This is a genomic window from Micromonospora maris AB-18-032 (assembly GCF_000204155.1).
Taxonomy (GTDB): domain Bacteria; phylum Actinomycetota; class Actinomycetes; order Mycobacteriales; family Micromonosporaceae; genus Micromonospora; species Micromonospora gifhornensis.
Genome location: NC_015434.1, coordinates 3,151,544 through 3,167,323 on the forward strand (window position 1 = coordinate 3,151,544; position 15,780 = coordinate 3,167,323).

The following is a 15,780-nucleotide window of genomic DNA, read 5'->3' on the forward strand; positions in this document are numbered from 1 at the left end:
CCACCCGGGGAGTCCTCACCGTGCACGCCGACCTCGTGGGCTTCGGTGCCCTTGTGCTGATCGCGGGCCTGCTGGCCCGCTTCGGTCGCCGGATCAACCTGCCCACGGTGCCGTTCTTCATGCTCGCCGGCATCCTGCTCGGCCCGGGTACCCCGGGTCCGGTGCTGGTGCCCCATCCCGAGGACCTGGGCCTGCTCGCCTCGCTGGGTCTGGTCCTGCTGCTGTTCCATCTCGGCGTCGAGTTCCCGGTCGAGCAGGTGATCGGCAGCGGCAAGCGGCTGTTCGTGGCGGCCGGCGCGTACATCGCCCTCAACATCGGCGCCGGGCTGCTCTTCGGGTTCGCGCTCGGCTGGGGCGGCTACGAGGCGTTCGTGATAGCCGGAGCGTTGGGCATCTCCTCCTCGGCCATCGCCACCAAGCTGCTCATCGAGCTACGTCGGCTGGCGAACGCGGAAACCCCGGTCATCCTCGGCATCATCGTGATCGAGGACCTGTTCCTCGCGCTGTACCTGGCGTTGCTGTCGCCGCTGCTGTCCGGCGCGGGGTCGGCGGGGGAGCTGGCGCTGCGCATCGGGCTCAGCTTCGGGTACCTGGTGGTGCTCTTCGCCGTCGCCCGGTACGGCGCCCGGCTGGTCGGCAGGATCATCGACAGTAACGAGGACGAGCTGCTGGCCATCCTGATGGTCGGGCTGGTGGTGCTGGTGGCCGGCATCTCGGCCGAGATCGGTGTCTCCGACGCGATCGGCGCCCTGATGATCGGCCTGGTGGTGTCCCGTACCCCCATCCGGGAACGGGTGGAACGCCTGGTCCTGCCACTGCGCGACGTCTTCGCGGCGGTCTTCTTCGTGGCGTTCGGGCTCAGCATCAACGTCAGCGCGATCGGCTCGGTGGCCCTGCCGGTGCTGCTGGCCGTCCTGTTGACCGTGGTGACAAACGTGCTCGCCGGTCTGATCGCCGGCCGGTTGTTCGGGCTCAACCAGCGTGGCGCGGCCAACGTGGGCCTGACCGTGCTGGGCCGCGGTGAGTTCTCCCTGATCCTGGCCACCCTCGCGCTCGCCGCCGGCCTGGACGCCCGCCTCGGCCCGTTCATCGCCCTGTACGTGCTGGTGCTGGCGGTGACCAGCCCGCTGCTCGCGGCGAACTCGCGCTACCTGGCGCGGATCATTCCCGACCGGTTCCTGCACGGCAACTGGCGGTACGTGCGGGAGGAGACCATGAGCACCGCCTGCACCCACCTGGACCGGATCAACATCACCGAATCCGACGCCGAGGCGTGTCCGCAGTGCGTGGAGAGCGGCGACGACTGGGTGCAGTTGCGGATGTGCCTGACCTGCGGCGCGGTGGGCTGTTGCAGCGACTCGGTGAACAGCCACGCCGAGGAGCACTACCGGCAGACCGGCCATCCGCTGATCCGGTCGTTGGAGCCCGGCGAGCACTGGCGCTACTGCTACATCGACGGCGCCCTGGTCCGCGAGCCGATGGGCGCGACCCGGGGGGAGTAGGCCGCAGTCCGCCGGCCCGGTCGCCGCGTCGCGTCCGTCTCAGCCGAGGTGGTAGACGAACGCGCCGTCGACCTCCTCCCGGGTGATGCCGAGGCCGTCCAGCGGCCGGGTGGTGACGCCGTCCCAGGGCGTGCCGAAGAGCTGGTCCGGCAGCACGACCACCGACCGGATGCCGACCTGCCGCAGATAGGCGATGCTGTTGGCGTCGGGGAAGGTCATGCTCACCGAGCGGATCTGCTGCTGGTGGGGCGGCACGAAGTTGGCGAAACCGTTGGCGACCCGAGGGAACCCGTCGGTGGACCAGAGCATGACGTGGAATTCGGAGATGCCTTCAGCGGGCAGGACCAGCAACGGTTCGGGGGCTGACCGGATCGCCGTCGGCGCCGGTGGCGCGACCGGGTGCGGGGTGCGGTTGACACCTTCGACCAGGACCAGCAGCAGTGGCAGCACGAGCACGATCCGCCCGACCACCCGCGGCCATCGCATGGTGGGCAGTTGCCGACCGAACTCCGTGATCGCGCCGGCGGCGAGAATGGCGAGCAGCAGGCTCGTCCACACCATGAGCCGCCCGGGGGTTCGCAGCGCGTCCCAGCCGGGCAGCAGACGCGACAACGTCATGTATCCCGGGTCGCCGTCACCGAGGAGGTTGCTGCCCAGCCCGAGCGCACCGCTGACCAGCACACCGAGCCCGAGCAACAGCCGATGCCGGAGGCGGAACACCGAGTAGCTCAGCCCGGCCACCCCCAGCATGATCAACGTGACGCCGGGCAGCAGGGCCATCTCCGGCGGCCAGGTCAACTGCGCCCGAGCGGGCTCGAAGTAGTCACCCCACAGCCAGGAGTCCGCCGGGGCGATGAAGTATCCGCCCAGGGGCGGAGAGAACATCTCCGTCCAGGACAGATCCCGGCGCGCCTGCGGATACAGCTCCACCACCCGCAGGAACGTGGTCCCCAGCCAGATGCACACCGCACCGAAGACGACGCCACCGAACAGGTTGGCCAGCACCACCCGGCGACCCAGGATCCACCGGCCGCTGCGCCACCGGCGCCACCCGATCGCCGCCACCACCACCAGCCCGGCGCCGGCCAGGATGTAGATCAGCGGTAGGCCGATCGCGAGGCCGAGGAGCACCTGCCAGGTGGCGACGAGCCAGCCGGCCACGATCCAGCCGGGGCGGTGCAGCGCCGGCCGGTGCCCCTCCCGCAGCGACCAGCCGTGACCACGAGCCAGCATGGCCAGGCACAACGCGATGCCGCCGGTGGAGAGGATGTTCAGGTGGCCGCTGTGGGCCAGCCGCCACGGCGCGAAGGCCCAGGCGATGCCGGCGACCGCCGCCGCCGTCCGGATGCCACCCAGCTGACGCACCAGGGCGTACGCCCCGACGAAGGCGAGTGCGTGGGCGAAGACGTAGAGCAGGTTGTAGCGGAACACGGCCGCTTCCATGCTGCCGCCGAGCATCCCGACGGGCGCGTACCCGAGCAGGGTGTCGGTGTAGGCGTAGGTGTACGCCTCCGGGAACAACGCATTGGAGTGCCAGAGCGCGAGCGGGTCGGTGATCAGGGCGTGCCCGGCCCAGGCGACCTGCCATGCCTGCAATGTGGGATCCCCGATGTCGCCGGGGATGGTCGTCCACGGATGCTTCAGGGTCGGCCAGGTGAGGACGACGGCCAACAGCAGACCGGCCAGCGACGCCAAGGTCCATTCGTGACGCAGCAGCCGCGACGCCGTCGCCAGGGCACCGGTCGGACCTGCTTCACCGGCACCGGGATCCGGTGTCGATTCCTCCTGTTCAGGGCCCGGTTGCTGGTCGTCGGTGGGAGAGGTGCCGAGGGACTTCCGGCGTGTCGTCTCCACGTACCCTCCTGTCGATGGCCTGCGTCGGCGTCCTAGCCTCGCATCCGCGGCAGACAAACGCCATCATCGATGGATCCCGGAACTTCCGGAATCGGCGTCCCGGCTGTCGGTCCCAATCGATGAGAGGGCCTCTCGGCCCGGTCTGCGTCAGCGGGGACGGTTCAGCCGGCGATACACCGGGGCCAACCGCTGATGCAGATCCCGGTAGACGGCGAAGACCTCGTCGTAGGTGGCCCGGTGCTCCGGCGTCGGGGCGAAGACCCGGTCGGTACGCATCAGGTCGGGAATGTCGGCGAAGTCGAGCCGGCCGGCGCCGACCGCACCGATCCAGCCGGCGCCGCGGGCGTTGACCGCCAGCGGCTGGGCGTCGCGGCGGATCTGCACGCCCAGCACGTCGGCGAAGATCTGGCACCACGAGTCCGACAGCGCCCCACCACCGGTGATGGCCAGCGAGGTGACCGGCGCGCCGAGGAACCGGTCGACCGCCGCGGCCAGCCAGCGGGTGTTGAGAGCCACCCCCTCGAAGACCGCCCGCAGCAGGTCGGAGCGGCTGGTGTCCAGCGAGATGTTGAGGAACCCGGCCCGCAGGTGCGCGTCGTCGACCGGGGCACGTTCGCCGTACAGCCAGGGGGTGTAGAGCACGCCGTTCGCGCCCGGCGGCACCGTCGGAATGATCATGTCGAAGGCGTCGAAGATGGAGCCCTCGTCGCGGCTGACGTGCCCGGCGCCGAGCAGCGGATCGTCGTACTCGACGACCTTGTCGCGCAGCCAGGTGAGGTTGGCCCCGGCGGTGGCCTGCAGCGCGGTCATCAGGTAGCGGTCGCCGATCGCGCAGGGCACTGAGGCGATGCCCGCCACCACATCGGTCTTCTTGCCCGGCACGTGCGCGGCGATCCACGACGAGGTGCCCAGATAGAGGTGCGCCTGGCGGTCGCCGGTGGTGCCGGCCCCGATCGCCGCCGCGGTGGTGTCGATCGCCCCGGCGACCACCTGGACCGACTCGGGCAGCCCCAGGTGCGCGGCGGCGGCCGGGGTCAGCGGGCCGAGCACCTCGGTGCAGGCGACGATCGGCGGCAACTTGTCGGCGTCGATGCCGCAGTCGGCGACCAGCGCGGGGGAGTAGCGGATGTCGCCGGGCCGGCGGTTGTCGGTGACCCAGGAGGTGAGGATCGAGTCGACGGTGGCGACCGTCCGTCCGGTGAGCCGCAGGTTGATCCAGTCGAGCACGTTGAGGAAGGCGGCGGTGCGGGCGTACACCTGTGGCAGTTCGTCGCGGACGAACAGCATGTGGGCGGCCGGGTCCTTGCCGGTCGGCGAGGGCATGCCGCCGGTGAGCCGCAGCCACCGCGCGATGCGACGCACCGACATGCCCTGGTACGCGGGAAAGCCGCGGAACTGTCGACGCAGGTGGGGCGCGCCCCGCATGTCCAGCCACGAGATGCACGGCGTCAGCGGCTCCCCGGCGGCGTCCACGGCGATGGTGCCCTCGCCCTGGGTGGAGGCGCAGACCGTGGCCACCGCCCGCATCTGGTCGGGATGGGCGCGGCCCAGGTCCGCGGCGACCGCGCCGAGCGCCGCCCACCAGTGCGCCGGGTCCTGTTCGGCGCCGCCGCCGGGCAGCACCCGCAGCGGCAGGGACCGCTCGGCCCAGCCGGTGACGGTGCCGTCGGCGGCGACCAGGGCGGCCTTCAACGCCGAGGTGCCCAGGTCGATCGCGAGAACCTGGGGTGCGGTGGCGGCCACCGGCTCAGACCCCCTCGACGAGGGCGAAGACCTGATCGAAGCGGGCCAGCGCGTCGTCGATGACGGCGTCGGTGTCGGCCATCGAGGTGTACATCCGGGAACCGGCCAGGGTGATGATGCCGTGCGCGGTGTACGCCGCACCCATCTGCTCCATCAGCCGCTTGCGGGCCTTGTTCTCCTTGAGCAGCTTGACCGGGTTGCGCATGTCCAGCAGCATCACGCCGCTGCACTCCAGGTGCACGATCGAACCCTGGTTGTACGCGACGTACGGCAGCCCGTACGAGTCGATCAGCCGTTGCAACCCTCGGGTCAGCCGGTCACCGGCCCGCCCGGCGATCACCGGCGCTCCGGTCCGGGCCATCTCCTCGATGGCGAAGTAGCCGGCCGCGCAGGACAGCGGGTTGGCCGACAGGGTCCCGCCGACCTGGATGTGCGCCCCGCTCCTGCCGTCCAACCCGGAACCGAAGACCGCCATCACGTCGGCCCGCCCGCCGACCCCGCCGGCCATCGGGTAACCACCGGAGACCGCCTTGCCGAGCACGGTCAGATCCGGGGTGACGCCGAAGTAGCCGGCCGCCCCGCCGAGGCCGAGCCGGAACCCGGTGACCACCTCGTCGAAGATCAGCAGCGCGCCGAACTCGTCGCACAACTCGCGGACCTTGGCGTTGAAGTCCCGCGGCGCGGGCCGGGTGCCGGATTCCGGGCCGACCGGCTCGACCACCACCGCCGCCGTGCCGCCGCGCAGCCGGTTCTCGATCAGCTTGCGTTTGAGCTGTCCGAGGTCGTGCGGGAACGCCTCCCGGGTGCGGGCGGTGGCGCCGAACGGGATGCCCTTGGCGTTCATCCGGTACGTGCCGGGCACGCGCAGGCCGTAGACCATCGTGTCGGACCAGCCGTGGTACGCCCCACCAACCTTGATCACCACCTTCTTGCCGGTGAAGGCCCGTGCGCCGCGTACCGCCGCCATCACCGCCTCGGTGCCGGAGCCCAGGGAGCGGTACATCTGGATGTGCGGCATGTACCGGTGGATGATCTCGGCGAGTTTGAGTTCGTACTCGTGGAACAGGCCGGTCACCGGGCCGCAGTCGCGGACCACCTCGGCGACCCGTTCGTTGACCGGGCCGTAGTTGCTGCCCAGGATGGTCGGCCCACCGGCCTGGAGGAAGTCGATGTAGGTGTTGCCGTCCCGGTCGACCAGGTACGCCCCCTCGGCCTTCTCGATGGCGAGGGGGAACGGGTAGTTGAAGGCCAGGTTGTGCTGCACCCCGCCGGGGATGCGCCGCTTGGCCCGGTCGGTGATCTCCTTGCTGGCCCGGCACTTGGTGTCGAAGTAGTTCAGCACGTCGAGCAGTGCGTCGTGACGCAGCCCGCGGATCGGCTGGGCGGTCAGCGCCTTGAGCCGACGCATCACGTCGTCGACGTCCGGGTACGCGCTGATCGCGTACCCGAGCGGGGTGGACCCGGCCCCCGGCACCTCGTCCGACCCGACGGCGGCCATGGTTTCCGCGGCGACCGCGTCCGCGCTGGGCAGGGACTCGTCGGCCGGCACCCGCAGCGGCTCGACCGCCTCGGTGATCTGCGCGGCGATGCGCTTCTCGTCGGCCCGCAACTTGCCGAAGGCGATCTCCCGGATCGCCGTCGGGATGGTGTGCACCTTCCCCGCCTCGCTTGTCAACGCCAGCAGGTACGCGATGGAGACCTTCTCCAGCAGCGCCATGTTGAACACCGCCCGGTCCGGGTCGGTGCCCACCGCGACCACCCCGTGGTTGGCGATGATGAACGCGTTGTCCCCGCTGGCCACCTTCTTCTGCACGTTGCGGGCCAGGAACGAGGTGCCCGACGGGGCGTAGTCGATGATGGCCACCTCGCGGCCGAGGAACCGCACCTGCTCGTCGGTGAGCGCCGGGATCGGCTTGCGCAGGAACGCCAGCGCCGAGGCGTACGGCTGGTGGGTGTGCACGATCGCGTTGACGTCCGCGCGTTCCCGGTAGATGTTGGCGTGCATCCCGCACTCGATGGAGGGCTTGAGGTCGACGCCGGAGTCGTCGGGCACGTGCCTGCCGTCGAAGTCGACGATGCAGATGTCCTCGACCCGCATCCGGTCGTAGTCGTAGTTGCTCGGGGTGACCGCGTACAGCCGGTGACCGGGCACCCGCACCGACACGTTGCCCTCGGTGGCCTTGAGGTAGCCACGGGCGAGCATGGTGCGGCACATGTCGACCACGTGCTGGCGGGACCGGCGATGCTGCACGGCACTCTCCTCGGTCGGCGGTGGCGTCCATGGTCACCCGGACCGGGTGTCGAGACACCGTCCCGCCGGCAGCGACAATCCCCGGCGTTTTTATCCTGCCGTGACAAAATCGCCGGGTGACCGTGCCCGGGCCCGCGCCTGCCTGGCGACGCCTCTCCGCCGACCTGGCCACCGCCATGCGCCCACACCTGCCGGTGACGGTCGACGCCGTGGCGGTCGCGGTCACCGAGGCCACGCCGGCCTTCGCCGGGATCGCCGACGACAAGTTCGCCCGGGACGTGCGGCACGCCGTCCAGGTCGCGCTCGACCGTTTCCTCGACCTGGTCGGCACCGACGAACCGGCGCTGCCGGGCCCCTTCCGGGAGGTCTTCGTCGCCCTCGGGGCCGCCGAGGCCCGGGAGGAACGCGGACCGGAGGCGCTGCTCGCCGCGCTGCGGATGGCGGGGCGGCAACTGCTGCGTACCGCGTCGCAGTCGCTGGCCCGGCTGCGTCCGGTCGGTACCGAGGAACTGATCGACCTCTCCGACGCGGTCACCGCGTACGTCGACGAACTGGCCGCGGCGAGCACCGACGGGTACGCCCTGCAACTGCGCGAACAGGCCGGCGAGGGCGACCGACGCCGGCAACTCGCCGAACTGCTGCTGCGCGGCGACGGCATGCCCAGCGCGGTCGGCGCGGCGGCGGCCCGGATCGGCTGGCCCGACCTCGACGCCGTGGTGCCGGTGCTGCTGCCGCTCGACCAGGCCCGCGACGTGCGGTTCCGGTACGGCCCGGACGGTCTGGTGGTCGAGCGTGGCCGGGACGCGGTGCTGCTGCTGCGGGCCGGCCCGCGCGCCACCCGGGCCGCGCTGACCGAGGCGCTGGCCGGGCGGTGGGCGGTGGTGGGACCGGGACTGGCCTGGCCCCAGGTGCCGGCGGCGGTCCGGCTCGCCGAGTTGGCCGCCGGGCTGCTCGGGCCCGACCCGGGCCCGATCTTCGTCGACGATCACCTGGTCGCGCTGGCGCTGCGCGGCGAGACCGGCGCCCTGGCGGTGCTCACCGCCCGCCGGCTCGCCCCGCTGGCCGACCTGCGTCCCGCGCAGCGGGAGAACCTGCTGTCCACCCTGCACAGCTGGCTGCGGCACTGGGGTTCACGGGCCGAGGTCTCCGCCGAGTTGTTCGTGCACCCGCAGACGGTCAGCTACCGGCTCAAGCGCCTGCGTGAGCTGTACGGCGACCAGTTGGACGACCCGAGCGCCCGATTCGAGCTGATGGTGGTGCTGGCCAGCCGGCTCGGTTGAGATGGCAGATGCCCGGCGGACCGCCGGGCATCTGTCGCCTTCTGCTCCGGACCGCCGGTCGGTAGGGTCGGCCGGTGGACCCTGTCGACACCGCCGCCCGACTCGCAGTGCCCGTCGAGGAGGTCGAGCGGGTGCACCGGCTCGCCGGTGACCGCCCGTCGGCGCCGCTGCCGGCCGCATCCGACGCACCGGCGATCCTCGCCCGGCTCGCAGTCCCGCCCGACGACGCCGCCGAGATCATCGCGGGCTGGCCCGACCCAGGCTCACCACAGTGGACGCCGGAGCTGCGGTGGCTGCTCGACCGCTCGATCGCGCTGGTCCGCGCCGATCTCGGGGGCCACGGCTGGCTGGTGCCCGGTCCGGAGTTGCCCCGTGACCGAGGTCCCGCCTGGCGGCACCTCTACGTGTACGCGTACCTGGCCCTGGTCGACGTCGCCATGGCGTACCACCGCGACCACGGCATCGCCGACGCGGTGTCCTGGACGACCCTCGCCGACCTGGGCCGGAACCTGGCGATCGACCGGCGGATGCGCGGCGAGGGCTGGCCGGTCATGCAGAGCTGGCTGACGCTGCACATTCGCGGCAGCCTGTACGAGCTGGGCCGGTTGCAGCATCACCGCGCCGGCACCACCATCGACCTGCACATCCCGGACTCCGGGCCGTTGAGCCCCGAGGCGATCGACGCGTCGCTGGACCAGGCGCGGGCGTTCTTCCCACGCCACTTCCCCGACGAGCACTACACCGCGTTCGCCTGCGGCTCGTGGCTGCTCGATCCGCAGCTGGCGGAGTACCTGCCCGAGGACTCCAACATCATCCGGTTCCAGCGCCGGTTCGAGCTGGAGCCCTACGAGCAGCCCGACGGGCTGGACGCCGACGTCGAAGTCCTGCGGTTCGTGTTCCGTACCCTGAGCACGCCACTGGACGCACTGCCCCGCCGTACCGTGCTGCAACGCGCGATCATCGACCATTTGGCCGCCGGCCACCACTGGCAGTGGCGGCGCGGCCGATTCCCCCTCTAGCGCACGCCCGGCGGCGACCGACACGCGCCTACGTCGCCGCCAACACCTCGGCGAGCATCCGATGACCCTGGGCCTCGAACGACTCGTCACCCACCTGGTGGGCCCACGCCGCGGTGCCGATCGCCGCGCGGACCAGGGTGCGGTACCACGCGTCCGCCTCGCGCGGATCAGCGCCGTACCCGTCGAGGAAGGCCGCTTCCAGGCGCGGATCGCGACGGAAGTCCTGCACCGCCAGCCGGGCGAAGTCGGTGAGCGCGGGACGCAGCGCCGCCCGGCCGAAGTCGATGATGCTCACGACGCCGTCGTGCACGAGCCAGTTGCGGGGCTGCCAGTCCCCGTGGGTGGGCACGAGGGTCGCCGGCGGGGTCGGCCAGTCGGCGATCTCGGCGCGCAGCCGCGCGACGGTGCCCGCGGCGATCCGGTGCGGCCGGTCGAGCCAGGCCAGTGACCGTTCGTTCTCCCGTCGCTCGTAGTCGTCGTCGACGACGGCGCTCTGGGCGTGCAGCAGCGCCAGCAACTCGCCCGCCTGCCGGTACGTGTCGGACTGATCGGCGTGCCCGGTGCCGAGCACGAGCTCCCCGGGCAGGTAGCGGGTGACGAGGAGCTGGTCCTCCGCGCTGCCGTGCACCAGCATCGGCGCGCGACCCCGGTCGGTCCAGGGCCGCAACCAGGTGCGGTGGGCGTGCAGTTCCCGCTCGATGTGGCGGTCGTCGGCACCACCGGCCTTGACGATGAACCGTGACCCCGCGCAGGACACCTCGATCACGCGCGTCGCCACCAGACCCCAGCTGTGGTCCCGCACGAGGGTCGCGCCCGGAAGCCACCGCCGCAGCAGGGCCCGCTGCCGTGGTGCGAGGGCCTCGTCCCAGCCCGACACCGCTGGCAGCGGCCCGGTGCGATCGGCCCGGTCGGATGCGCCAACGGCGTCCTTCGCCGACTGCACCGCCGTCGGAGGGTGGGCGTACCGCGTGATCCAGAGACCGGGGATGACCTCCACCTCGCCGGTCCGCACGAACCCGAGACCCTCGTACAACCCCCTGGCGGGCCGGTTGTCCCGTCCCGTCGCCACGACGACTCGACGGTGACCGGCCGAGGCGAGAACTGCGCCCACCAACGCCCTGCCGGCACCTCGCCGATGCGCCGCCGGGTCGACGACGAGCCGGTCGATGTCCACCACCGAGTCGTCCTGCGACCAGCCGATCGCCCCGATCAGCCGGTGCTCCTGGAAGGCGCCGAGCCACCTCAGCGGCGCGGCACGCACCTCGTCGAGCGTCTCGTGCAGCGGCGGGATCCGGTCGTCGCCGATGATCGCCGCCTCCACCGCGTACGCCGCATGCTGCACCGCCAGCAGCGCCCGCGCCAGGGACTCGTCCCCGCCGGGTGCGATCTCCCGGATCTCCATGGGTCGATCTCGCCTTCCCAAATCGGCTTTCGAAGCGACCGCCCGATCTTGCACCATGACGGGCATGGGGAAAGCGCAGGTGCTGGCGAAGGTCACCGAGGATCTGCGGCGCGGGCACTACCACCCTGCCATGCAGCGCCTGGCGAGCCTCACCGCCGCCCACCCCGACGATCTGGAACTGCGGGCCCGGCGTGCGGCGCTGTACCGGCAGGTGGGCAACATGGTCGAAGCCGGGCGGTGGGGCTTTCTCAGCGAGGACGCCACCACGCCGGAGGTCGCGGCGTTCGAACGAGCCCACCCGAGCGCCTGGCGACGTCTGCGGTTGCTGCGCGTCAACGCCGACACGGTCGACCACCTCGGGCCCGTGGCCGGGGCGCGGCTGACGCGGTTGATCGAGCAGGCCGGTGCAGAGGGCCTGGGCCGCGTGACCTGGACCGAGAACGGACCGGAACCCGCACCTCCCGGTTTCTGGAGCGTCACGTTCCCCTGCCTGGTGGCGACCGCGTTCGGCGTGAGCGCCGTGGGGCTCGCCGTGATCGGGCTCGTCACCGTGATCCGCTGGATCTTCTAGGCCCCGACCAGGCGGGGCAGGTCAACGAGGGAGCCGGCCGGGGGAGAGGACATAGTGGCGTACGGTCACTGGCCGGCCGTCCGCAGCGGTCCAGTCCGCAGTGCTCGTGCCGCTGTGGCGCCACCCCTGCTCTTCGTACAGCGCCACGGCCGACGAGCCGGCCCGGTCGACCACCTGCAACGTCAGATCGATCTGCTGATCGTCGGCCCACTGCGCGATCCGCCGCAGCAGGGCGGTGCCGACGCGGCGGCGACGGTGGACGGGTGCGACGAACAACCGGACCACCTCGGCCCCGTGGTCTGGTGTCTGTTGAACGGCGAGGTGCCCGACCAGGTCGCCGCTCTCGCTCACGGCGACCCACGCTTGGCGCAGCCGCGCCGGGCACAACCAGCGGTACGGGTCGGCCGGCCAGTTGAGCGGGTAGCGGTCGGCGCGGTGCACCTCGGTCAGCAGCTGCACGCAGGCGGGTAGGTCGGCCTGCGTACGGTCTCGGATGAGGGGGCCAGTCACCGCCCGATTCTCCACCGCCCCGCCCCCGCCCCGTCCCCGCCCGGCATGCCCCGCCCGCTCGCCCGCCCTGTCCATGATCGTGCTCTGTCCGGGATCGAGTGGCCTTCGCGCGATGGCTAGCCACTCGATCCCGGATCGAGCGTGAATCCACCCCCTTCTGGACGGTCGCGAGCCCACGCCGTCGTGGTCGGGGGCGATGTCAGGGTCGAGTTCGTCGGGGTTATTCCCAGCGGAACAGGAGGGCGGCTACCAGGGTGCCGAGGAGGACTGTCGCGCCGAGACCGAGCAGGGCAGTGGCGTCGACGGCCGCGCCGGTCCAGGCGGACGAGATGGCGTCCACGGCGGCGCCGAAGGGCAGCCAGCCGCCGAGGTCGGCGAGCGGATCGGGCAACGCCTGCCGGCCACCGAACATGCCGCCGAGGGCACCGAGGAGGAAGAACGCGACAAGGCCGAGGGCCACGGCCGAGTTCGGTGTCGGTGCGACCGCCGCGACAAGCATGCCGATGGCGTACATCGCCGCCATGGTGAGCGCCAGCACGCCGAGCGCCACCGCGACGTCGGCCGGCGGGCGGGCGTCGAACAGCAGCACCGCCACCCCGGCGGCCACCGTGATGCCGACGAGCGTCTGCGCGACGCTCACGATCGCCTGGGCGGCCAGCACCAGGGCCGGCGAGAGCGGGGTGACCGCCAGCCGCCGCAGGATGCCCGAGCGCCGGTAGTAGGCCAGGAAGCTCGGCATGTTGATGATGCCGATCATCGCCACGACCATGGTGACCACCAGCGGAAGGACGTACACCTCCAACGCCGTACGCCCGTCGGCCACGACCTGGTTACCGGCGGAACCGGCGCTGGTCAGCAGGATCAGCAGCGGCAGGCCCAGCGGGACGACAAGCCCTGCGGTGTCCCGTACGACCATCCTGGCCTCGCAGCCGACCAGGACGAGCAGAGCGCGTGCCCCGGGCCGATGGGGCATGATCGCGGTGGTCATGTCGCCTCCTCGAGGTCCTTGCCGGTCAACGTGACGAACGCGTCGTCGAGGGTGTCGGTGCCGGCCCGGGCACGCAGCCCGGCGGGCGTGTCCACCGCGACGACCCGGCCGGCGTCGAGGACGGCGACCCGGTCGCAGAGCCGTTCGACCTCCTCCATCGCGTGGCTGACCAGCAGGACGGTGACCGCCTCGGACTTGAGTTGCTCGATGGCGCTCCACATGCGTCGCCGGGCCGCCGGGTCCAGGCCGGTGGTGAGCTCGTCGAGGATCGCGACCCGTGGCCGCCCGACGAGCGCGAGGGCGATGGAGAGCCGCTGCTTCTGCCCACCGGAGAGCTTCTCGAAGATGGTCCGGCGCTGCCGGGTCAGGTCGACCAGTTCCAGCAGTTCGTCGGCGGGACGCGGATCGGGATAGAAGCTGCGGTACAGCTCGACCAGTTCGCTGACGCGCAGCGCGTGGTGCAGGTAGGCGTCCTGAAGCTGGACGCCGAGCACCTGCCGCAGTCGGGCGCGGTCGCGACGGGGGTCGAGGCCGAGGACGCGTACCTGCCCTCGGTCGGGCACCCGCAGGCCGGCGATCATCTCGATGGTCGTCGTTTTGCCGGCACCGTTGGTGCCGAGGATGCCCATGGTCTCGCCGGGCGCGACCCGCAGGCTCACCTGCGCCACCGCCTGGACGTGGCGGTAGCTCTTGGCGAGGTTCTCGGCGAGGACGGCCGTCTCGGAACTGGTCATGCTCCGACGCTACGAGCGTCGCCGGGACGATGTCCGGTGCCGGAAGTCATCACCGGCGACCATGACTTCCGGCACCGGTGACCAGGACGAACCCCACCTAGGGTGGGGACATGCGACGTGTCGGCACCGAGGAGTGGTCCGGTCTGGCGATGCTCGTGGTGGCGGTGGCCGTTGCCGCCCCCGGCCTGTTCGGCGCGGCCGAGCTGATGATCGGACGGGGCTGGTGGCTCGCCCTGTTCGTCCTGCTGCTGGCGGCGCTGCTCACCGCGACGGCCGCGCCCGAGCAGGGCCGGTCGCGGTACGTGGCGTACGGGGTGGCCGTCGTCGCCGCCTGGACGTTGGTGCTCACCGCGCGACACCTGGGGTTGCTGCCCGTGCTGCTGGTCCTCACCGCCGCGGTGAGCGTCTACGTGGTTCCGCTGTCCGTCGGGCTGACCGTGGTCGGCCTCAACACGGCGGTGATCATCCTCGTCGCGGTGCCGACCACGCGTACGCCGGCGGAGCTGACCCTGATCGTCGGCTTCTACCTGCTCATCCAGCTGGCCTCGCTGCTCAGCTCGATGACCCTGCTGCGCGAACAGCGGATGCGTCGTGAGCTGGCCGCCGCACACGTCGAGTTGAAGGCCGCCGGTCTGCGCCTGGAGGAATCGGCGCGGACCGAGGAACGTCTGCGGATCTCCCGGGAACTGCACGACCTGATCGGCCACCAGTTGACCGTGTTGACCCTGGAGCTGGAGACCGCCCGGCACCGCGACGGTGCTGCGGCGCGGGAGCACGTGGAGCGGGCCGACCGTGTCGCCCGGGACCTGCTCGGCGACGTCCGGGCCACGGTCGGACAGTTGCGTACGGAGACCGTCGATCTCGGTCAGGCGCTCCGGCGGATGGCGCGTGACCTGCCCGGCCTCGACGTGTCGATCGACGTGTCGGCCGACGTACAGGTGGACGAGGAGCGCGCGGCGGCGTTCGTCCGCGCGGCACAGGAGATCATCACCAACACCATCCGGCACGCCGAGGCGCAGCGGCTGCGGATCTCGGTCACCGGTGACGGCGGTGCCGCGGTGCTCGACGCGCACGACGACGGACGCGGCGCGCGTAGGCCGACGTTCGGCAACGGGCTGCGAGGGTTGCGGGAACGCTTCGAGGCGCTCGGCGGCGAGGTGGTCATCGACGGCTCGGCGGGCTTCCGGGTGACCGCACGGGTGCCCACGCCATGATCCGAGTGGTGGTCGTGGACGACCAGACCCTCGTCCGGCAGGGCATCCGTGGGCTGCTGGAGGTCGCCCAGGTCGACGTCGTCGGTGAGGCCGCCGACGGCCGGGCCGCGCTGTCGGTGATCGCACAGACCATGCCCGACGTGATCCTGCTGGACCTGCGGATGCCCCGCTTCGACGGCATCTGGACCATCGAACAGCTCAAGGCCGCCGACATCGACATCCCGGTGCTGGTGTTGACCACGTTCGACGACGACGCGCTGGTGCTCGGTGCCCTCCGCGCGGGGGCGCGCGGCTACCTGCTCAAGGACGTGACGCTGGAGCAGCTGACCCGGGCGATCCACACGCTCGCCGACGGTGGCACGCTCATCGCCCCGTCGATCACCGACCGGATGCTGCGGGCGATCCGTTCGGGCCCCTCACCGGCCGGCCCGGACGCGCCCACCGTGCAGAGCCTCACCGAGCGTGAGCGGGAGGTGCTGCGGCTGGTCGCGCACGGTTACAGCAACCGGGAGATCGCCGGTGCGCTCTTCCTGGCCGAGGGTACGGTCAAGAACCATGTCTCCATGATCCTGACCAAGCTCGGCGCCCGGGACCGGACGAACGCGGTGCTGCGCGCCCTGCACGAGGGCATCCTCGACTGACTCTGACCACGCCGAAAAGGAAGCCGACCGTGACCTTGACCGTTCCCGCGTCCACCCTCGACTACTTCGGG

Annotated in this window: 13 protein-coding genes; 6 read left to right on the forward strand and 7 right to left on the reverse strand. The window is 71.6% G+C overall.

Features of this window, described 5'->3' with window-relative positions; genetic code table 11:
- Window positions 1-20 precede the first annotated feature (20 nt).
- A complete protein-coding gene (locus VAB18032_RS14000) occupies window positions 21-1,502 on the forward strand; it encodes a cation:proton antiporter domain-containing protein (RefSeq protein WP_013733505.1) in 1,482 nt (493 codons plus the stop codon).
- 39 nt (window positions 1,503-1,541) lie between these two features.
- On the opposite strand, the gene VAB18032_RS14005 is transcribed toward VAB18032_RS14000, so the two are convergent.
- The 3 genes from VAB18032_RS14005 to VAB18032_RS14015 form a co-directional block, all read right to left on the reverse strand.
- On the reverse strand, window positions 1,542-3,236 hold the full coding sequence (locus VAB18032_RS14005) for a hypothetical protein (RefSeq protein WP_332416747.1): 1,695 nt from the start codon (window positions 3,234-3,236) through the stop codon (window positions 1,542-1,544).
- Between the two features lie 267 nt (window positions 3,237-3,503).
- Window positions 3,504-5,099 (reverse strand): xylulokinase, encoded by a 1,596-nt coding sequence (locus tag VAB18032_RS14010; RefSeq protein WP_013733507.1) that lies wholly within the window; start codon window positions 5,097-5,099, stop codon window positions 3,504-3,506.
- Window positions 5,100-5,103: 4 nt separating this feature from the next.
- Window positions 5,104-7,350 (reverse strand): aminotransferase class III-fold pyridoxal phosphate-dependent enzyme, encoded by a 2,247-nt coding sequence (locus tag VAB18032_RS14015; protein WP_013733508.1) that lies wholly within the window; start codon window positions 7,348-7,350, stop codon window positions 5,104-5,106.
- Between the two features lie 116 nt (window positions 7,351-7,466).
- Here VAB18032_RS14015 and VAB18032_RS14020 point away from each other — a divergent pair, with 116 nt between their 5' ends.
- Entirely contained in the window at window positions 7,467-8,630 is a 1,164-nt protein-coding gene (locus VAB18032_RS14020) for a PucR family transcriptional regulator (RefSeq protein WP_013733509.1), read from the forward strand.
- A 74-nt stretch (window positions 8,631-8,704) separates the two neighbouring features.
- Window positions 8,705-9,649, forward strand: coding sequence for an acyltransferase domain-containing protein (locus VAB18032_RS14025; RefSeq protein WP_013733510.1), 945 nt, complete (start codon window positions 8,705-8,707; stop codon window positions 9,647-9,649).
- 28 nt (window positions 9,650-9,677) lie between these two features.
- On the opposite strand, the gene VAB18032_RS30755 is transcribed toward VAB18032_RS14025, so the two are convergent.
- Complete coding sequence (locus tag VAB18032_RS30755; protein WP_013733511.1) at window positions 9,678-11,051, reverse strand: GNAT family N-acetyltransferase; 1,374 nt, start codon at window positions 11,049-11,051, stop codon at window positions 9,678-9,680.
- 64 nt (window positions 11,052-11,115) lie between these two features.
- Here VAB18032_RS30755 and VAB18032_RS30105 point away from each other — a divergent pair, with 64 nt between their 5' ends.
- The gene (locus tag VAB18032_RS30105) at window positions 11,116-11,622 is read left to right on the forward strand and encodes a DUF6584 family protein (protein ID WP_013733512.1); all 507 of its coding nucleotides are present in this window, start codon (window positions 11,116-11,118) and stop codon (window positions 11,620-11,622) included.
- 21 nt (window positions 11,623-11,643) lie between these two features.
- Here the strand turns inward: VAB18032_RS30105 and VAB18032_RS14040 are convergent, their stop codons facing one another.
- The 3 genes from VAB18032_RS14040 to VAB18032_RS14050 all read right to left on the reverse strand — a co-directional run bounded on the left by VAB18032_RS14040 (window position 11,644) and on the right by VAB18032_RS14050 (window position 13,854).
- Window positions 11,644-12,132, reverse strand: coding sequence for a GNAT family N-acetyltransferase (locus VAB18032_RS14040; protein ID WP_013733513.1), 489 nt, complete (start codon window positions 12,130-12,132; stop codon window positions 11,644-11,646).
- 220 nt (window positions 12,133-12,352) lie between these two features.
- Window positions 12,353-13,120 carry an ABC transporter permease gene (locus VAB18032_RS14045; RefSeq protein WP_013733514.1) on the reverse strand — a complete coding sequence of 256 codons (768 nt, stop codon included), beginning with the start codon at window positions 13,118-13,120 and terminating at the stop codon, window positions 12,353-12,355.
- Window positions 13,117-13,854 carry an ABC transporter ATP-binding protein gene (locus tag VAB18032_RS14050; RefSeq protein WP_013733515.1) on the reverse strand — a complete coding sequence of 246 codons (738 nt, stop codon included), beginning with the start codon at window positions 13,852-13,854 and terminating at the stop codon, window positions 13,117-13,119. Before VAB18032_RS14050 ends, VAB18032_RS14045 begins: the two co-directional genes overlap by 4 nt.
- A gap of 110 nt (window positions 13,855-13,964) precedes the next feature.
- Here VAB18032_RS14050 and VAB18032_RS14055 point away from each other — a divergent pair, with 110 nt between their 5' ends.
- Window positions 13,965-15,068, forward strand: coding sequence for a sensor histidine kinase (locus VAB18032_RS14055; RefSeq protein ID WP_013733516.1), 1,104 nt, complete (start codon window positions 13,965-13,967; stop codon window positions 15,066-15,068).
- Entirely contained in the window at window positions 15,065-15,709 is a 645-nt protein-coding gene (locus tag VAB18032_RS14060) for a response regulator (RefSeq protein ID WP_043720674.1), read from the forward strand. Before VAB18032_RS14055 ends, VAB18032_RS14060 begins: the two co-directional genes overlap by 4 nt.
- The last annotated feature ends 71 nt before the right edge of the window (window positions 15,710-15,780 follow it).